Origin of the sequence: Streptomyces sp. NPDC046881 (genome assembly GCF_040645015.1) — a bacterium.
Classification (GTDB): domain Bacteria; phylum Actinomycetota; class Actinomycetes; order Streptomycetales; family Streptomycetaceae; genus Streptomyces.
On record NZ_JBEYXJ010000095.1, the window covers coordinates 1 to 16,363 of the forward strand.

At 74.0% G+C, this 16,363-nt stretch carries 13 protein-coding genes and 2 tRNA genes; 9 read left to right on the forward strand and 6 right to left on the reverse strand.

From position 1 onward, the window contains the following. The first annotated feature begins 201 nt into the window (after positions 1–201). The 5 genes from ABZ923_RS32030 (at position 202) to ABZ923_RS32050 (ending at position 5,151) form a co-directional block, all read left to right on the forward strand. Positions 202–1,107: a bifunctional MaoC family dehydratase N-terminal/OB-fold nucleic acid binding domain-containing protein gene (locus tag ABZ923_RS32030; RefSeq protein ID WP_361478709.1), complete on the forward strand. Its 906-nt coding sequence runs from the start codon at positions 202–204 to the stop codon at positions 1,105–1,107. Further along, positions 1,104–1,496 carry a MaoC/PaaZ C-terminal domain-containing protein gene (locus tag ABZ923_RS32035; RefSeq protein ID WP_361478712.1) on the forward strand — a complete coding sequence of 131 codons (393 nt, stop codon included), beginning with the start codon at positions 1,104–1,106 and terminating at the stop codon, positions 1,494–1,496. The genes ABZ923_RS32030 and ABZ923_RS32035 overlap by 4 nt, the downstream gene beginning before the upstream one ends. Beyond that, positions 1,493–2,659 (forward strand): lipid-transfer protein, encoded by a 1,167-nt coding sequence (locus ABZ923_RS32040; RefSeq protein ID WP_361478714.1) that lies wholly within the window; start codon positions 1,493–1,495, stop codon positions 2,657–2,659. Before ABZ923_RS32035 ends, ABZ923_RS32040 begins: the two co-directional genes overlap by 4 nt. 148 nt (positions 2,660–2,807) lie before the next feature. Further along, positions 2,808–3,359 (forward strand): SigE family RNA polymerase sigma factor, encoded by a 552-nt coding sequence (locus ABZ923_RS32045; RefSeq protein WP_361478717.1) that lies wholly within the window; start codon positions 2,808–2,810, stop codon positions 3,357–3,359. Between the two features lie 136 nt (positions 3,360–3,495). Beyond that, a complete protein-coding gene (locus ABZ923_RS32050; RefSeq protein ID WP_361478720.1) occupies positions 3,496–5,151 on the forward strand; it encodes a long-chain fatty acid--CoA ligase in 1,656 nt (551 codons plus the stop codon). A gap of 510 nt (positions 5,152–5,661) precedes the next feature. Here the strand turns inward: ABZ923_RS32050 and ABZ923_RS32055 are convergent. Next, a complete protein-coding gene (locus ABZ923_RS32055; RefSeq protein WP_361478723.1) occupies positions 5,662–6,873 on the reverse strand; it encodes an MFS transporter in 1,212 nt (403 codons plus the stop codon). Positions 6,874–7,009: 136 nt separating this feature from the next. On the opposite strand from ABZ923_RS32055, the gene ABZ923_RS32060 reads away from it, so the two are divergent. After that, complete coding sequence (locus ABZ923_RS32060; RefSeq protein ID WP_361478726.1) at positions 7,010–7,591, forward strand: TetR family transcriptional regulator; 582 nt, start codon at positions 7,010–7,012, stop codon at positions 7,589–7,591. Positions 7,592–7,636: 45 nt separating this feature from the next. On the opposite strand, the gene ABZ923_RS32065 is transcribed toward ABZ923_RS32060, so the two are convergent. Both ABZ923_RS32065 and ABZ923_RS32070 read right to left on the reverse strand, forming a co-directional pair. Beyond that, complete coding sequence (locus ABZ923_RS32065; protein WP_361478729.1) at positions 7,637–12,307, reverse strand: PAS domain-containing protein; 4,671 nt, start codon at positions 12,305–12,307, stop codon at positions 7,637–7,639. A 195-nt stretch (positions 12,308–12,502) separates the two neighbouring features. Continuing rightward, positions 12,503–13,027 carry an SSI family serine proteinase inhibitor gene (locus ABZ923_RS32070; protein WP_361478731.1) on the reverse strand — a complete coding sequence of 175 codons (525 nt, stop codon included), beginning with the start codon at positions 13,025–13,027 and terminating at the stop codon, positions 12,503–12,505. Positions 13,028–13,224: 197 nt separating this feature from the next. Between ABZ923_RS32070 and ABZ923_RS32075 the strand changes: the two genes are divergently transcribed. Both ABZ923_RS32075 and ABZ923_RS32080 read left to right on the forward strand, forming a co-directional pair. Further along, a tRNA-Ser gene (locus ABZ923_RS32075) sits at positions 13,225–13,315 on the forward strand. A 183-nt stretch (positions 13,316–13,498) separates the two neighbouring features. After that, positions 13,499–13,571: transfer RNA gene (locus tag ABZ923_RS32080), tRNA-Arg, on the forward strand. Positions 13,572–13,669: 98 nt separating this feature from the next. Here ABZ923_RS32080 and ABZ923_RS32085 read toward each other — a convergent pair. From ABZ923_RS32085 to ABZ923_RS32095, 3 genes are all read right to left on the reverse strand, one after another. Further along, positions 13,670–14,506 (reverse strand): protein kinase, encoded by an 837-nt coding sequence (locus ABZ923_RS32085; protein WP_361478734.1) that lies wholly within the window; start codon positions 14,504–14,506, stop codon positions 13,670–13,672. A gap of 70 nt (positions 14,507–14,576) precedes the next feature. After that, positions 14,577–15,020, reverse strand: a complete 444-nt coding sequence (locus ABZ923_RS32090) for a hypothetical protein (RefSeq protein WP_361478737.1) — start codon at positions 15,018–15,020, stop codon at positions 14,577–14,579. 248 nt (positions 15,021–15,268) lie between these two features. Then, positions 15,269–15,511 carry a hypothetical protein gene (locus tag ABZ923_RS32095; protein WP_361478788.1) on the reverse strand — a complete coding sequence of 81 codons (243 nt, stop codon included), beginning with the start codon at positions 15,509–15,511 and terminating at the stop codon, positions 15,269–15,271. A 107-nt stretch (positions 15,512–15,618) separates the two neighbouring features. Between ABZ923_RS32095 and ABZ923_RS32100 the strand changes: the two genes are divergently transcribed. Further along, positions 15,619–16,362, forward strand: a complete 744-nt coding sequence (locus tag ABZ923_RS32100) for an XRE family transcriptional regulator (RefSeq protein WP_361478740.1) — start codon at positions 15,619–15,621, stop codon at positions 16,360–16,362. The last annotated feature ends 1 nt before the right edge of the window (position 16,363 follow it).

The following is a 16,363-nucleotide window of genomic DNA, read 5'->3' on the forward strand; positions in this document are numbered from 1 at the left end:
GGCGGGCCCGGGGGGCGTTGCGATCCCGGGCTCCCCCCCGCGCGGGGGGGCGCCCCCCCCCCCCCCCCCCGCGGACGCATGTACGGGCGTCGTCCGGTGCGGCGGACGCACGTTCGGGCGCCGTCCGGTGCGGCCCGGCCTTGACACCCCACCCGATCTGACGGACAGTCAGAAACCGTTCCCGGAGTTCAGGGGGTGGCGGTGCGCGAGGAGCAGGCCGATGACGAACTGGACGCACGGCTCAAGGAGTTCGAGGGACGCCCGGCCGCCGTCACCGGCGTCGGCAGGGACCCGGTGAACGCGCCGATGATCCGGCACTGGTGCGAGGCGCTGGGCGACACCAACCCCGCCTACACCGGCCCGGACGCCATCGCCCCGCCCACCATGCTCCAGGCCTGGACGATGGCCGGCCTGACCGGACACCGGGGCCGCACCGGGGCGTACGACGAACTCCTCGACCTGCTGGACGCGGCGGGCTGCACCGCCGTGGTGGCCACCGACTGCGAGCAGGAATACCTGCGGCCCCTGCGGCCGGGCGACGAGATCGCGTTCGACACGGTCATCGAGGAGGTCTCCGGCCGCAAGACGACCAGACTCGGCACGGGCCACTTCGTCACCACCCGGACGGACGTCCGGGTGGGCGGCGAGCCGGTCGCCACCCACCGCTTCCGCATCCTCAAGTACGCCCCCGCGCCCCGCACCCCCCGGGCGCGCCGCCCCCGCCCGGTGGTCAACCGGGACAACGCCGGCTTCTGGCAGGGCGTGGCCGAACACCGGCTCCTCATCCAGCGCTGCACGGCCTGCGGCACCCCGCGCCACCCCTGGCTGCCGGGCTGCAACTCCTGCGGCAGCCCGGACTGGGACACGGTGGAGGCGAGCGGAGAGGGCACGGTCTACTCGTACGTGGTGCTGCACCACCCGCCCTTCCCGGCCTTCGACCCCCCGTACGCGGTCGGTCTGATCGAACTCGCCGAGGGCGTGCGGATGGTGAGCAACGTGGTCGGGGTGCCGTATGACGAGGTGCGCATCGGGCTGCCGGTACGGCTCGAGTTCCAGCGGTGCGACGAGGAGCTGACCGTACCGGTGTTCCGGGCGGTGCGGCGGTGAGGGCCGGGGACCGGCTGCCGCCGCTGGAGATCCCGGTGACCCGCACCCTGATCGTGGCGGGCGCCATCGCCTCCCGGGACTACCAGGACGTGCACCACGACCCGGAACTGGCCCGGCAGAAGGGCGCACCGGACATCTTCATGAACATCCTGACCACCAACGGCCTGGTCGGCCGGTACGTCACCGACCACTTCGGCCCCGCCGCGGTGCTCCGCAGGGTCGCCATCCGGCTGGGCGCGCCCAACCACCCCGGGGACACGATGGTGCTGACCGGCAGCGTCGAGGAGGTCGACGGGGACACGGCCGTCGTCCGGGTCGTCGGCGCCAACGGCCTCGGCACCCACGTGACCGGCACGGTCACGGTCACCCTCCCGGAGGCCGGGTCATGAGCCTGCGCACGCGCGACACCCTCGGCGGGCGGGCGGCGATCGCCGGCATCGGGGCCACCGAGTTCTCCAAGGACTCCGGCCGCAGCGAGCTGCGCCTGGCGGTGGAGGCGGTGCGGGCCGCGCTCGACGACGCCGGGCTCACCCCGGCGGACGTGGACGGGCTGGTGACCTTCACCATGGACACCAGCCCTGAGATCACCGTCGCCCAGGCCTGCGGGATGGGCGAGCTGTCCTTCTTCTCCCGGGTGCACTACGGCGGCGGGGCGGCCTGCGCCACCGTCCAGCAGGCGGCGCTCGCGGTGGCGACGGGCGTGGCGGAGGTGGTGGTCTGCTACCGCGCGTTCAACGAGCGCTCGGGCCGCCGGTTCGGCGCGGGCGTGCAGCACCGGGAGCCGTCGGCGGAGGGGGCGGCGCTCGGCTGGGTGCTGCCGTTCGGGCTGCTCACCCCGGCCTCCTGGGTGGCGATGGCCGCCCAGCGGTACCTGCACACGTACGGCCTGACGACCGAGGCGTTCGGGCACGTGGCCGTGGTGGACCGGGCGTACGCGGCGACCAACCCCGCCGCCTGGTTCCACGGCCGCCCGATCACGCTCGCCGACCACGCCGCCTCCCGCTGGATCGCCGAGCCGCTGCGGCTGCTGGACTGCTGCCAGGAGACCGACGGCGGGCAGGCGCTCGTCGTCACCTCCCTGGAGCGGGCCCGGGACCTGCCGCGGCCGCCCGCCGTGATCGCGGCGGCGGCCCAGGGCGCGGGCCGGGCGCAGGAGCAGATGACCGGCTTCTACCGGGACGGCCTGACCGGCCTGCCGGAGATGGGCGCGGTGGCCCGGCAGCTGCGGCGCACCGGCGGACTCGGCCCGGACGCCGTCGACGTGGGCATCCTCTACGACCACTTCACCCCGTTCGTGCTGATGCAGCTGGAGGAGTTCGGCTTCTGCGGCCGGGGCGAGGCGGCGGACTTCGTGGCCGAGCGGCGCCTGCCGCTGAATACCCACGGCGGCCAGCTCGGGGAGGCGTACCTGCACGGCATGAACGGCATCGCGGAGGCCGTACGGCAGCTGCGGGGCACGGCTGTGAACCAGGTGCCGGGGGCGGCCCGCACCCTGGTGACGGCCGGCACCGGAGTGCCGACATCGGGCCTGGTCCTGACGGCGGACGGCTGACCTCCTCAGGGTCGTACCCGCAGACGGTACGGTCCCGCAGTCCACCTTCAGGAGGTGGAGGCAGCCCCACCCCTACAACCTGAGGGGGACTCGCCTTCGGGACCTGCGGGCGATCCGCCGCGGGGGGCCTCGCTCCTAGCGTGGAGCCATGACCACACCCGTCTGCACCAGCGCCTCGGCCGCCGCCGCTCCCGCGCGGCAGACCTACCCGTCGTTCGCGTCGTACGTGCGCGCCCGCCAGCCGGTGCTGCTGCGCACCGCCCGCTCGCTGACCGCGAACCCGAGCGACGCCGAGGACCTGCTGCAGACCGCGCTCGCCAAGACCTATGTGGCCTGGGAGCGGATCGAGGACCAGCGGGCGCTCGACGGCTACGTGCGCCGGGCGCTGGTGAACACCCGGACCTCGCAGTGGCGCAAGCGCAGGGTGGACGAGTTCGCCTGCGACGAACTGCCCGAGCCGGAGCCCGTGCCCGGCGGCGACGACCCGGCCGAGCGGCAGGCGCTGCACGACGCCATGTGGCGGGCGGTCCTGCGGCTGCCGGCGCGCCAGCGGGCGATGGTCGTCCTGCGGTACTACGAGGACCTCAGCGAGGCCCAGACCGCCGAGGTGCTCGGCGTGTCGGTGGGCACGGTGAAGTCCGCGGTCTCCCGCGCGCTGGGCAAACTGCGCGAGGACCCGGAGCTGACGCTGGTGCGCTAGACGCCGCCTTCCCGGCAACGTGACCGCTCAGTGACCCAACCCCTAGTGACATACCGCTTGGTATGTGCGCAGAATCAGCGCACCCCCTACCACCGTGTAGGACCACCGCGTAGGCAATGTCGCCCGGGAGGACGCCGTGCTGGCCACGATGCAGGACGTACCGCTGCTGATCTCCAGGATCCTGACCCACGGGTCGACGGTCCACGGCTCCTCACAGGTGATCACCTGGACCGGGGACCCCGAGCCGCACCGGCGCACCTTCGCCGAGATCGGCACCCGCGCCGCGCAGCTCGCGCACGCCCTGCGGGACGAGCTGGGGGTGACCGGCGACGACCGGGTGGCCACGCTCATGTGGAACAACGCCGAGCACGTCGAGGCGTACTTCGCGATCCCCTCCATGGGCGCCGTCCTGCACACGCTGAACCTGCGGCTGCCCGCCGAACAGCTGGTGTGGATCGTCAACCACGCGGCCGACAAGGTCGTCGTCGTCAACGGCTCCCTCATCCCGCTGCTCGCGCCGCTGCTGCCGAAGCTGCCCACGGTCGAGCACATCGTCGTGACCGGGCCCGGCGACCGGGCCCCGCTGGCCGGCGCCGGCGCGCGGGTCCACGAGTACGAGGAACTGATCGCGGGCCGGCCCGCCCACTACGACTGGCCGGAGCTGGACGAACGCCAGGCCGCCTCCATGTGCTACACCTCCGGCACGACCGGCGACCCCAAGGGCGTGGTGTACAGCCACCGCTCCATCTACCTGCACTCCATGCAGGTCAACATGACCCAGTCGATGGGTCTGACCGACCAGGACACCTCGCTCGTCGTCGTCCCGCAGTTCCACGTGAACGCCTGGGGCCTGCCGCACGCCACGTTCATGACCGGCGTCAACATGCTGATGCCGGACCGGTACCTGCAGCCGGCCCCGCTCGCCGAGATGATCGAGCGCGAGCGGCCCACCCACGCGGCGGCCGTCCCGACCATCTGGCAGGGCCTGCTCGGCGAGCTGCAGGCCAGGCCGCGGGACGTCTCCTCGCTCACCCAGGTCACCATCGGCGGCTCGGCCTGTCCGCCCTCCCTCATGGAGGCGTTCGACGAACTCGGCATGCGCGTCTGCCACGCCTGGGGCATGACGGAGACCTCCCCGCTGGGCACGGTGGCCCGGCCGCCGGCCCACGCGGTCGGCACCGACGAGGAGTTCGGCTACCGGCTCACCCAGGGCCGCTTCCCGGCGAGCGTCGAGGGCCGCCTGACCGGGCCCGACGGGGCGCGCCTGCCCTGGGACGGCGAGTCGGCGGGCGAGCTGGAGGTGCGCGGGCCGTGGATCGCGGGCGCCTACTACAACGGAGCCGACGCCGAACCCCTGCGCCCCGCGGACAAGTTCAGCGCGGACGGCTGGCTGAAGACCGGTGACGTCGGCACCATCTCCCCCGACGGCTTCCTCACCCTCACCGACCGGGCCAAGGACGTCATCAAGTCCGGCGGCGAGTGGATCTCCTCGGTCGAGCTGGAGAACGCGCTGATGTCCCACCCGGACGTCGCCGAGGCCGCCGTGGTCGCCGTACCGGACGAGAAGTGGGGCGAGCGGCCGCTGGCCACGGTCGTCCTCCGGCCGGGCGCGACCACCGACTTCGAGACCCTGCGCACCTTCCTCGCCGAGGAGGCCAGCATCGCCAGGTGGCAGCTGCCCGAGCGCTGGACGGTCATCGAGTCGGTCCCGAAGACGAGCGTGGGCAAGTTCGACAAGAAGGTGCTCCGCAGGCAGTACGCGGAGGGCGAGCTGGACGTCACCCGCCTCTGAGGAGGCTCGACCGACGGGGGGCCGGACCGGACTCCGGCCCCGCCGTCGGCACCTCGGCCCCGCCGTCGGCGCCTCGGTCCCGCTGCCGGCGCCTCGGCCCCACCGCCGACACTGCGGCGCCGCTGTCGGCACCTCGGCCCTGTTGCCGGCACTCCGGCACCTCGGCTCTGCCGTTGGCACCCCGGCCCTACCGCCGACACCGTGGCGCCGCTGCCAGCACCTCGGCCCTGCCGTCGGCACCTCGGCAGCCCGGCACCGCCGGCACCCCGGTCCCGCCGTCGGCGCCTCGGCCCCACCGCCGACACCGTGGCGCCGCTGTCGGCACCTCGGCCCTGTTGCCGGCACTCCGGCACCTCGGCTCTGCCGTTGGCACCCCGGCCCTACCGCCGACACCGTGGCGCCGCTGCCAGCACCTCGGCCCTGCCGTCGGCACCTCGGTACCCCGGCGCTGCCGGCACCCCAGCCCCACCGCTCGCACCGGCCCCACCGCCCGCACCGGCCCCCGCGCCCTCAGCGGCGCCCGCGCCGAACCGTCGTGGTCCACCCGAGGATCAGCCACAGCCCCGCCACCGCGCACACCCCGGACCAGCCCCAGTGGCCGAAGGCGGGGCCGGCGACGGCCGAGGCGAGGGCGCCGCCGGCGAAGCCGGAGACGACGTAGGCCGTGTTGGCGGTGGCCGGTGTGGACGTCGTCGTGAGGGCCAGGGTCTGGTTGGCGACGTGGGAGGCCACCAGGGCCGCGTGGATGGCGATCGCGGCGGCGAACAGCGCCGGCAGCACCTGCCCGCCGAGCCAGAACAGCGGTACGGCGACGGCGGCCAGCACGTACGCCGCGCCGACGACCCGGGCCGCGCCGAAGCGGTCCGCCAGTCCGCCCGCCAGCGGCGCCACCGCGCTGGCGGTCAGCCCGAAGAGGCCGAAGAGCCCGGCGGTCGCGGTGGACAGGCCGTACTCCGGACCGGTCAGCAGCAGCGCCAGCGAGGTCCACAGGGCGCTCCACGCCCCGAACATCCCCGCCTGCCGCAGGCACGCCCGCCACAGGTCGGGCGAGCGGCGCAGCAGCCCCGGCAGCTCGGCGATGCCGGAGAACAGCCCGCCCTGCCGCACCCGCCGCTCGGCCGGCAGGGCCGCCGCGGTCGCGAGCCCGAGCGCGAGGGTCAGTACGGCGGACCCGGCGAACACCCAGCGCCAGCCGAACGCCTGCCCGGCGAGCCCGCCGAGCACGCGGGCCGCGACGATGCCGGTGAACAGCCCGGCGATGACGGCCGCGACATGCCGGGCGCGCCGGTCGGCCGGGGCGCGCGCGGCGACCAGCGGCACCAGCAGCTGCGGTACGACCGTCGCCGCGGCGGCGACGAACACGGCGGCGGCCAGGGCCACGGTGCCCGGGGCGACGGCCGCGACGAGCAGCGCAGCCGTGGTGGCCACCGAGAGCCAGGCGACCAGCGGACGGCGGTCGACGCGGTCGCCGAGCGGGGCGAAGAAGAGCAGGCCGGCCGCGTAGCCGAGCTGGGCCACCGAGGCGATCCAGGCCACGGCCGCGGGAACGGTGCCGAAGTCGTGGGCGATCAGCGGCAGCAGCGGCGCCGCGAGATAGATGTTGGCGGCCGTGACGGCGGTGCAGACGGCGATGAGCAGGAGGAAGAGGGTGCCGGAGGCGGACCGCTCGCGGCCCGGTATCCGGACCCCGGGCGCCCGGCGGGTGCTGGTGGCTGACGGCATGAGGGGGAGGCACTCCTTAGAGCCGACTCACACAACTAACTGGTTGGTTGAAACTCTCCAACAGGGTGCACCGTCCCGGCATTCCCAGTCAACCAACTAGTTGGTTATCGCGTGCCGCCCGCCCTACCCTGTCCCCATGGCATCAGTGAGGGACCCCGAGGCCACCAAGGCCCGCATCTTCGACGCGGCGGTCGCCGAGTTCGCCCGCCACGGCATCGCGGGCGCCCGCATCGACCGCATCGCCACCGAGGCCAAGGCCAACAAGCAGCTGATCTACGCCTACTTCGGCAACAAGGCGGAGCTGTTCAGCAAGGTCCTCGGCACCTGCATGGTCGACCTGGCGGCGGCCGTCCCCGTCGACCCCGACGACGTCGAGGGCTGGGTCGACCGCCTCCTCGACTACCACGCCACCCACCCCGAACTGCTGCGCCTGCTCTTCTGGGAGGGCATCGAGTACGGCAGCGCCGAACTCCCCGACGAGTCGGCCCGCCAGGACCACTACGCCCGCAAGGTCGCCGCGCTGGAGGACGGCCAGGCCCGGGGCGTCATCACGGACGCCATCCCGGCCGGTGACCTGCTGATCCTGATCACCGCGCTGACCAACTGGATGGCCGTGGTCCCGCAGATGCGGCGCATCCTCGCCGGTACGCGGGACTCCGACCGCGACCGCCTGCGGGCCTCCGTCAAGGAGGCGGCCCGCAGGCTGGTCGCCCCCTAGCGACTGCCCGTCCGGCGCCGGTGTCCGGCCTCCGGCGCCCGGTGCCTAGTTCGTGCCGACCCGGGCCAGCAGGTCCACGATCCGCGACTGCACCTCGGTGCTGGTGGACCGCTCCGCGAGGAACAGCACCGTCTCGCCCGAGGCCAGCCGGGGCAGGTCGGCCGGGTCGACCGCGGCCGTGTAGACGACCAGCGGGGTGCGGTTGAGCTGCCCGTTCGCCCGCAGCCAGTCCACGATCCCGGCCCGCCGGCGGTGCACCTGCATCAGGTCCATCACCACCAGGTTCGGCCGGAACTGCCCCGCCAGCGTCACCGCGTCGTTGTCGTTCGCGGCCCGCGCCACCTGCATCCCGCGCCGCTCCAGCGTCGAGGTCAGCGCCAGCGCGATCTCCGCGTGCTCCTCGATGAGCAGCACCCGCGGCGGATGCTGCTCGCTGTCCCGCGGCGCCAGCGCCTTCAGCAGGACGGCGGGATCGGCGCCGTACGCCGCCTCGCGCGTCGCCTGCCCCAGCCCGGCCGTGACCAGCACCGGCACCTCGGCGGCCACCGCGGCCTGGCGCAGCGACTGCAGCGCGGTCCGCGTGATGGGCCCGGTCAGCGGGTCCACGAACAACGCGGCGGGGAAGGCCGCGATCTGCGCGTCGACCTCCTCGCGCGAGTGCACGATCACCGGCCGGTAGCCGCGGTCGCTCAGCGCCTGCTGGGTCGTCACGTCCGGCGCGGGCCACACCAGCAGCCGGCGCGGGTTGTCCAGCGGCTCCGGGGGCAGCTCGTCGTCCAGCGGCTGCGGACGCGGGGTGTCGGCCACCTCCACGGCCCCGCCGGGACCGTCCAGCGGCTCCGGCCCCTCGGCGGCGTCGGGTTCCGGGGCGCCTATGGCGTACGACCGCCCGGCCCCCTCGGTGCCCGCGGCCGGCCGGGGCTGCCCGCCGAGCGAGGGCTGCGCACCGGGCAGCGGACCGGCCGGCGCGGGCTGCGCCACCGCCGGCTGCCCCGCGAGTGGCGCCTGAGCACCGAGGGACGGCTGTGCGGGTGCCGGTTCCGCCGGCGGGTGCGGCCGGGCCGCCTGGTCCGGCTGCGGCTCCGGGCGGGTGGCAGGGTCAGGCGGAGTGCCCAGCTTGCGCCGCCGGCCGGAACCGCCCGGCGCGTGCGGCGGCGGAGTGACCGTCGGCTGCTGCACCTGGGCGGCCTGCCGCGCGAACGGCACCCCCTGCCCGAGCGTGCGCACGCTGAACGCCCGCCCCTGCGTCGAGTCCGGGTCGACCGGCGCACCGCCGGCCGCCTGCGCGGGCAACGGCTGCGCGGCCGGTACGGCGGCCCCGCCGGCCCCGGGGGGAAGCGGGGTGCCGGTGTCACCGGCGCCCGGCCACTGCTGCGGGGCACCGGCCGCCGGGTTGCCACCGGGCGGTACGGCCCGGGCGCCCTGCGGGCCCGCGGGCAGCTGCCCGGCCTCGGCGGGCAACGGCAGCGCACCAGGGGCCGCCACCGGGGCACCGGCGGGCGGGGTGCCGGGCTGCGCGGCGGCCGGGGGCTGCGGCGCCGGGGCGGGCGCGGGCTGCGCGGCGGTGCCCTGCGCGGGCGCGGGCTGGGCCGGCGTGCCCTGCGCGGGTACGGCCGCCTGGCCCGGGAGGGCGGCACCGGGCTGCGCACCGGGAACCGCCGGCGCGGATCCCGCCTGGACGGGACCCGCCTGGGCGGCACCGGTCTGTCCGGGGCCCGCCTGGACGGCGATGCCCTGCCCGGCCGTGCCCTGCGCCGGAACGCCGGGCGCCGCCTGGCCGGGAGCCGGCGGTACGGCCGCAGCCTGCGGGGCCTGGCCGGGAGCGGCCGGCGCCGGAAGGGGCTGCGGCGCGGTCTGCGCGGGTACGGCTCCCGGCGCCGCCGGCTGCGCGGCCCCGGCCGGCTGGGCCACCGCCCGCCGCCGCCGGCCGGTCGGCGCGCTGGTGGGATGCGGCTGCGGTGGGGTGTGGTCCTCGGCCTGGTCGAGCGGTACGGCGTCGTGCCGGCCGTCGTCGGCCGGGAGCCCCTCGGCGGACACCGGCAGCTGCGCGGACACCGCCTGCGCGGGCACCGGCACCTGCGCGGGCACCTGCACCTGACCGGGCAGCGGCCCGGCACCGGCCACCGGACCGGTGTGCGGCCGCGCGTCGGCAGCCGTACCCGGACCCTGACCCGGGACGGACGGCCCACCGGCAGCCGGAGCCACGGGAACACCGGCGTTCGGTGCCGCGGGCGCACTCGCAGCCGGAGCCACGGGAACACCGGCGTTCGGCGCCGCGGGCGCACTCGCACCCGGCGCCACCGGCACGGCCGGACCCATGGCAGGAGCCGGGCCGTCCGCCGGCTCGGCGCCGGCCGGTGCCCGGTCGGCCTCGGCCGGCGGCAGGGCGAAGACCGTACGCGCGCCCGCCTCCTGGGACGCGGCGCGGTCCGCAGCGGCGGCCAGCGCCCGCCGGCGCCGTCCGCCCGGCTGCGCGCCCTCGGCCGCCTCGCCACCCTGCGCGGCGACGGCCTGCGCGCCCGGTGCCGGCTCGCCGCCGGCCGCGGGAAGGGCCGGAGGCAGGGCGGCCTGCGGTGCGTCGGAGTCGCGGCGGGCCCGCCGGCCCGTGGGCGCGGGCACGCCCTGCGGTGGCACGGTGCCACCGAGGCCCGTACCCGAGGCGGCGGCCCCCGCGCTCTGCTCGGCCGCGGTCATCACGGCACCCTCGGCCACGCCCTCGCCGTCACCGGCGCCCCCGGCGCCGATCTCGGCGGGCCGCCCGCGGCGACGCCCGGTCCCGCCGGACGCGCCCTCCGGGGCCTCGGCCGGAACCATCGCTGCCGCCTCGGCGGGCACGTCGGCCCGCCGCCGGCGCCGCCCGGTCGGTACGGGCGCCTCCGCCTCGCCGGCGTCACCCGCGCCGGCCACGTCACTGTCCAGGAAGGCGTCCGTCGAGGCCCGCCGGGCCCGCCGCCGGCCGCCCGCCGCCTGCTCGGCCGCGCCGGAGTCGTCCGCGGCACCCTCCGCGCCGTCCGGGGCCTGCGCCGCGCCCGGGGCGTCGGCCGCGACCGCGCCCGCCCCGCCGCCGAGCGGCACCTCCAGCACGTACGCGCTGCCGCTCATGCCCGGCACCTCGTGCGTCTGCAGCACGCCTCCGTGGGCGCGCACGATCCCGCGCACGATCGGCTCGTGCACCGGGTCCCCGCCGGCGTACGGCCCGCGCACCTCGATCCGCGCGACCTCGCCGCGCTGCGCGGCGGCCACGACGACGGTGTTGTCCAGATAACCGCCCGCCGAGACGGGCGTGTTGCCGGTGGCGTCGACCCCGGCGACGTCCGCGACGAGATGCGCGAGCGCGGTGGCGAGCCGCTGCGGGTCGACCTCGGCCTCGATGGGCGGGGCGTGCACGGCGAACTGCACGCGCCCCGGTCCGATCAGCTCGACGGCCCCGTCCACACCGGCGGCGACGACGGCGTCCAGCATCACCTTCGTACGGGTGATGTCCTCGCTGCCCGCGTCCAGCCGCTGGTAGCCGAGCACGTTGTCGATCAGGGTCGTGATCCGCGAGTACCCGGCGGAGAGGTGGTGCAGCACCTGGTTGGCCTCGGGCCACAGCTGACCGGCGTCGTCGGCGGCGAGCGCGGACAGCTCGCGGCGCAGCTCGTCCAGCGGTCCGCGCAGCGACTGGCCGATGAGCGTGAGCAGCTGCTCGTGCCGCCCGGCGAGCGCCTCGTACCGGTCCTTCTCCCGTTCGGCGAGGGAGGCGTACCGCTCCTCGCCCGCGGCCAGCTCCTCCGCGTGCTTCTCGCGCAGCTCCTCGACCTCGGTGACGTGCTGCTGGCGCAGCGCGGTCAGGTCGGAGGCGTGCTCCTCGGAGAGCCGTTCGAGTTCCTCGGCGTGCGCCTTCTCCAGCGCGGCCTTCTCCTCGGCCAGGGCGTCGTACGGCCGCCGGTCGGTGAAGGTCATCACGGCGCCGACGAGCTGGTCACCGTCCCGCACCGGCGCGGTGGTCAGATCGACCGGCACCTGCTTGTCGCCCTTGGACCACAGCACCTGCCCGCGCACCCGGTGCTTGCGCCCCGAGCGCAGGGTGTCGGCGAGCGGCGACTCGTCGTACGGGAAGGGCGAGCCGTCGGCACGGGAGTGCAGCACCAGCGTGTGCAGCTCCTTGCCGCCCAGCTCACCGGCCCGGTACCCCAGTATCTGGGCGGCGGCCGGATTGACGAGCACGATCCGCCCGTCGGTGTCGGTACCCACGACGCCTTCCGAGGCCGCCCGCAGGATCATCTCGGTCTGCCGCTGCGACCGGGCCAGCTCGGCCTCGGTGTCCACGGTCCCGGACAGGTCCCGGACCACGATCATGAGCAGCTCGTCGCCGGTGTAGCCGTAACCGTCGTACGCCTGCTGCCCGTTCTCCAGGTTCGCGCTGGTGACCTCGACCGGGAACTCGCTCCCGTCGGTCCGCCGCGCGACCATCCGGGTCGGTTTCGTCCGGCCCGTGGGATCCATGTGATCGGGCCGCCGCATCGACCCGGGGATCAGCCGGGAGTCGAACTCGGGCAGCAGATCGAGCAGCCCACGCCCCACGAGAGCCGTACCGGGCGCCTCGAAGGCCTCCAGCGCGATGGTGTTGGCGTTGACGACGGTTCCGTTGGCGTTGACCAGGACCAACGCGTCCGGCAGCGCGTCGAGTATGGCTGCGAGGCGAGCAGCGCCTCGGGATGGCCTGCTGCTCACGAGTCGCCTTCCTCCCTGTTACCGCACTTTGCCGACCGCTCGGGCCATCTTGCCAACCGGCCCGCGACGTGTCACGCGAGGGAGTCTAAGGGCACGGGTTGCGCTCGCGGCGCCGGATGAGAGGGAGGTCCCACGAGGAAGTGACGGCGAACGCGTGACCGCACGGGCCGGCTCCCCGAGTCCTCCTCCGGACCTTTACGGAACCGATGCGTCCGCCAAGCGCCCCGTGGACCCCCGTCCTCCCGGTCCTTGGACCGAGCCGCCCGCCTTCGGCAGCAGCGGCACCATCCGGTCCCACCGCCCGATCTCGCATCCGTTGCTGCGGTCGTACGAGGCGTCGACCGGGCGGCCGGCCCAGGTACCGGTGACCCGGGCGGTGGCCGGGCCGCCGTAGAGCATGGTGCAGTCGGTGTCCGCGGGCACCGGGGCGAAGGGATCCCGGCCCCACCGCGTGTGCTCGTCGAGCAGCCGGCAGGCCCCGGCGGCGTCCGGATGCCGGCCGGCGGTGGGATGGCAGGACACCTCGTACGTCCCGTCCCGGCCCGCCCCGGCGTGCCGGACCACCACGGTCAGGTGATCGGCCCCGTCCTCGGGCCGCGCCGGCGGCGGCAGCGCGCCGGCCGCGGCGGCGGGTACGGCGGTGAGCGGGACGAGGGACGCGACGACGGAGAACGACGCCCACAGAAGGCGCCGCCCGGCGCCCGGCAGTACGAAGACCATGCCCGGTCCAACGCCGCTCCCGCCCGGACGTTGCGCCGGCCTCCCCCTTTTGCCTGCGGTCCCTCCCGCCCCGCCCGGCGAAGCCCTTTGCCCTGCGGCCCGCCTGCCTAGTACCGTGGGGGGCGATTGGTGACGCGGTGCTCGCCTGTGTCATCATCTGCACGCACCACTCGCGCGCTCGCGTGAGCGGTTGTGCTGGAGGCGTCGCCTAGTCCGGTCTATGGCGCCGCACTGCTAATGCGGTTTGGGCCTTAAAGCCCATCGAGGGTTCAAATCCCTCCGCCTCCGCCCCACCCGAAGCCCCGGTCCCCAGGACCGGGGCTTCGTCGTTCCCCCCGTCCTGGGGCGTTTTCGCAGGTCACAAGGGGTGTGCGGATCGGATTTCACATGACGGCGGCAGTCATGTAATGTTCTTCCTGTCGCCGCGAGCGGGCCGAAAGGACCGGGAGCGAAGGCAAAACAAAAGAACAAGCACTCGTAGCTTAACGGATAGAGCATCTGACTACGGATCAGAAGGTTGCAGGTTCGAATCCTGCCGAGTGCACACAGGGCGAGAGGCCCCGGAGAGATCCGGGGCCTCTTTCGTTTGCGGTGTGCGCTGGCTGAGGGGCGGTCCGATCTCCTGCTTGGTGGGTCCACGGGTCAGCTCAGGGCCTTACCGACCTCGTAGATCGTGGGCCTGTCTTCGGGCGTCGGGCTGAGCATGGAGTCGATCAGTGCGCCAAGATCACCCTTCACGTTCACGGATCGACGCTTGCCGCCTGCCACTGCCCTTCTCTGCTCGGGACGCGGCGCGTCGTCCGGGTACTCGACGGCCCGCCAGCCCGTGGCGGAGATGAGCAGTGACGCGCCGAGCGCATAGATGTCGGCTTCCTGCGTAGGCTCGGCCTCTCCGGTCGCGAGCACGCTGCGCGCGATCTCCGGCGCCTCGTAGTGGACGAGGCAGCCGCGGAACGGAAAGTCGTACCCCTCGGGGACGTGTCTGCCGCGCGCCAAGGCCAGGTCGACGAGGTGCGTGCGATCCGGGCCGATGATGAAGTGTGCGGGCTGAACGTCGCCGTGGGCCCAGCCCTTGCCATGTAGCTCGGCCAGCGCCTCTACGCAGCCGAGGGCTGCGCTGGTATGAGGTTCCGTACGAGAGTCCGGCTCACGACAGGGCTTCCACAGCTCGTACAGGTCGGGCCCTTCGTACCACGGCTGGAAGTTCCAGGTGCCCAGCCCCCATTCGCCGTACGCGAAGTCATCGCGGCCGAGTCGGTACAGCACGGCCCCTTCGCGCGCGGGGGCAAATGCCGTCCAGGGCTGTGCGGGCCAGTCGGCCGTAGCCGCGATCGGATAACCGACCTTCACGGCGTACTGCCCCCGATGGGTCTCGACCTTCCAGACCATCGAGCCCCGACGATTGACGACCAGGCGCTGAGCCTTGGGCATCAGTGCGTCGAGCACGACGATCGGCAGTTCAGGGGGTGTCCCGGACAACGTCTGTTCTCCTTCCGGGCGACGCGGCCGACCCCGCATCGAGGCCGGCCGCGTCGTTGGTGTCGTGTCGCTATGCCTGACCGTACGGACGGCCGCAGTCCGCGTCGCACTGCGCGAGGTTCATGCCGTCCACGGTCCACAGGTCGTCGAAGACCATGAACCCGGACGCCTTCATCGCGTGCGTGGACGCGGCGACCTTCTTCGGGTCGCGGGGCCCTCCGCCCGGCATGGGGTTGTGGTGGAGGAAGCGGCCCGCGTACCGGTGGCAGAGCGCGGCGTACTCCTTCGTGTGCAGGATGAGCGCGTGCAGACCGAGGTCCACGTCGTCCGACGGGACCATGGGGACGGTCGCGGTTGCGGCGGTGACCACGAAGGCCACCGCCTGGTCCGCGATCCGCTCGGCCCGTTCGCGGGACTGCCCGTTGTGGACGATCACGAAGTGGGTGAGGCTGCCGAACAGCTCCTCACCAGCCACCGCGCGACCGGTCTTCTGTTCGTTGGCCGTTGCCGTCATGCGAATACTCCTTGAGTGTCGCTGTGCTCTGGCACGTGCGCCCGCATCGGTCGCCGAGGCACGGCCTGTGGCGACCGGGGGATGGAAGGCCGACCCCGAACGGGGGAATGGGGAGCCAGGGAAGGTGGCACCCCGTTCGGGGCGGCCGGTCTACTGGCTGGTGCCGAGGGCCATGCCGATCACCAGGCCACACGATCCGCTGATCACGATGATGAACAGGACCCCGGCATACCGGCCGATGGCGCGCATCACAGGCCGTCCCGGCTGTTGCCGTTCTTGATGGCCAGGCGGGCGCTCAGTTCTTCCCGCGCGGTCGGTGCCACCACGTTGTCCGGCAGGGCATCCCACTCGACGCCGCCGCCGACGGGCCTTATCTGCACCCGGGCGCCGACCTCGCCCATGACGACGCCGATACGTCCACTGGCAGTGTCCTTCGCCGGTTCACCGATGCCTGGTCTGGTCTGCTGGTTGCTCGCCATGCGGACGAGCATCCTGCCGCTCATCAGGACGTCGGAACCTCCGACAAACCCCACTTCGGGACGTCCCGCGTCGGGTAGAACGTCCCTAGTGTCGTCCCCGGCTGTTAGGAGAGATTGGGATGCCGAACGAGAGGTTACGTGCTGCCATGGCGGCCGGCGGCTGGACTTACGCCGCCCTTGCGGACAAGGTCGAAGTCGACCCCAAGTCCGTTGAACGATGGGTCAATCTAGGGCGTACGCCGCGCCGGGCCACCGCCATGCTGGCAGCGGAAACACTAGGAGAAGACGTGCACGCTCTATGGCCCGCGCTCCGGCAGGCACGCCCTGCTCGCGCTGTCAGTCCGGAACTTGTGGCTCTCTACGACCAGCGGGCGGATATCCCCGTGTCCACCTTCGTGGACATGCTGACCCAGGCGCGCGAGCACATCGACGTGCTGGTGTACGCCGCCGTCTTCCTGCACGAGGCGTACCCGCGGCTCAATGACCTACTGCGAGAGCGTGCGGACGACGGGTGTGCGGTCCGTATCGCGATCGGCGACCCCGACAGCACGAATGTCCAACAGCGCGGCGAGGAGGAGAGGTTCGGCCACGGTATCGAGTCCCGTTGCCGACTCGCCCTCATGCACTACCGCCCCCTTGCCGGGGTACCTGGCATCGAGGTGCGCACCCATGCCACCACGCTCTACAACTCGATCTATCGTGCGGATGACCAGGCCCTGGTCAATGCCCATGTCTGGGGCGTGAACGCCTACGGTGCTCCCGTGTGGCATCTCCGGCGCAGCGGGAAGGGCGGCATGTTCGACACCTACGCCAGCAGCTTCGACGCGGTGTGGGAAACCGCGACGCCGGTTCGAGAAGGGTGAC

Excerpts from the sequence above, each read along its gene's own strand:
- ABZ923_RS32040 (WP_361478714.1), top strand. The coding sequence starts at position 1,493 with ATGAGCCTGCGCACGCGCGACACCCTCGGCGGGCGGGCGGCGATCGCC.
- ABZ923_RS32045 (WP_361478717.1), top strand. The coding sequence starts at position 2,808 with ATGACCACACCCGTCTGCACCAGCGCCTCGGCCGCCGCCGCTCCCGCG.
- ABZ923_RS32055 (WP_361478723.1), bottom strand. The coding sequence starts at position 6,873 with ATGCCGTCAGCCACCAGCACCCGCCGGGCGCCCGGGGTCCGGATACCG.
- ABZ923_RS32060 (WP_361478726.1), top strand. The coding sequence starts at position 7,010 with ATGGCATCAGTGAGGGACCCCGAGGCCACCAAGGCCCGCATCTTCGAC.
- ABZ923_RS32070 (WP_361478731.1), bottom strand. The coding sequence starts at position 13,027 with ATGGTCTTCGTACTGCCGGGCGCCGGGCGGCGCCTTCTGTGGGCGTCG.
- ABZ923_RS32090 (WP_361478737.1), bottom strand. The coding sequence starts at position 15,020 with ATGACGGCAACGGCCAACGAACAGAAGACCGGTCGCGCGGTGGCTGGT.
- ABZ923_RS32095 (WP_361478788.1), bottom strand. The coding sequence starts at position 15,511 with ATGCTCGTCCGCATGGCGAGCAACCAGCAGACCAGACCAGGCATCGGT.
- ABZ923_RS32100 (WP_361478740.1), top strand. The coding sequence starts at position 15,619 with ATGCCGAACGAGAGGTTACGTGCTGCCATGGCGGCCGGCGGCTGGACT.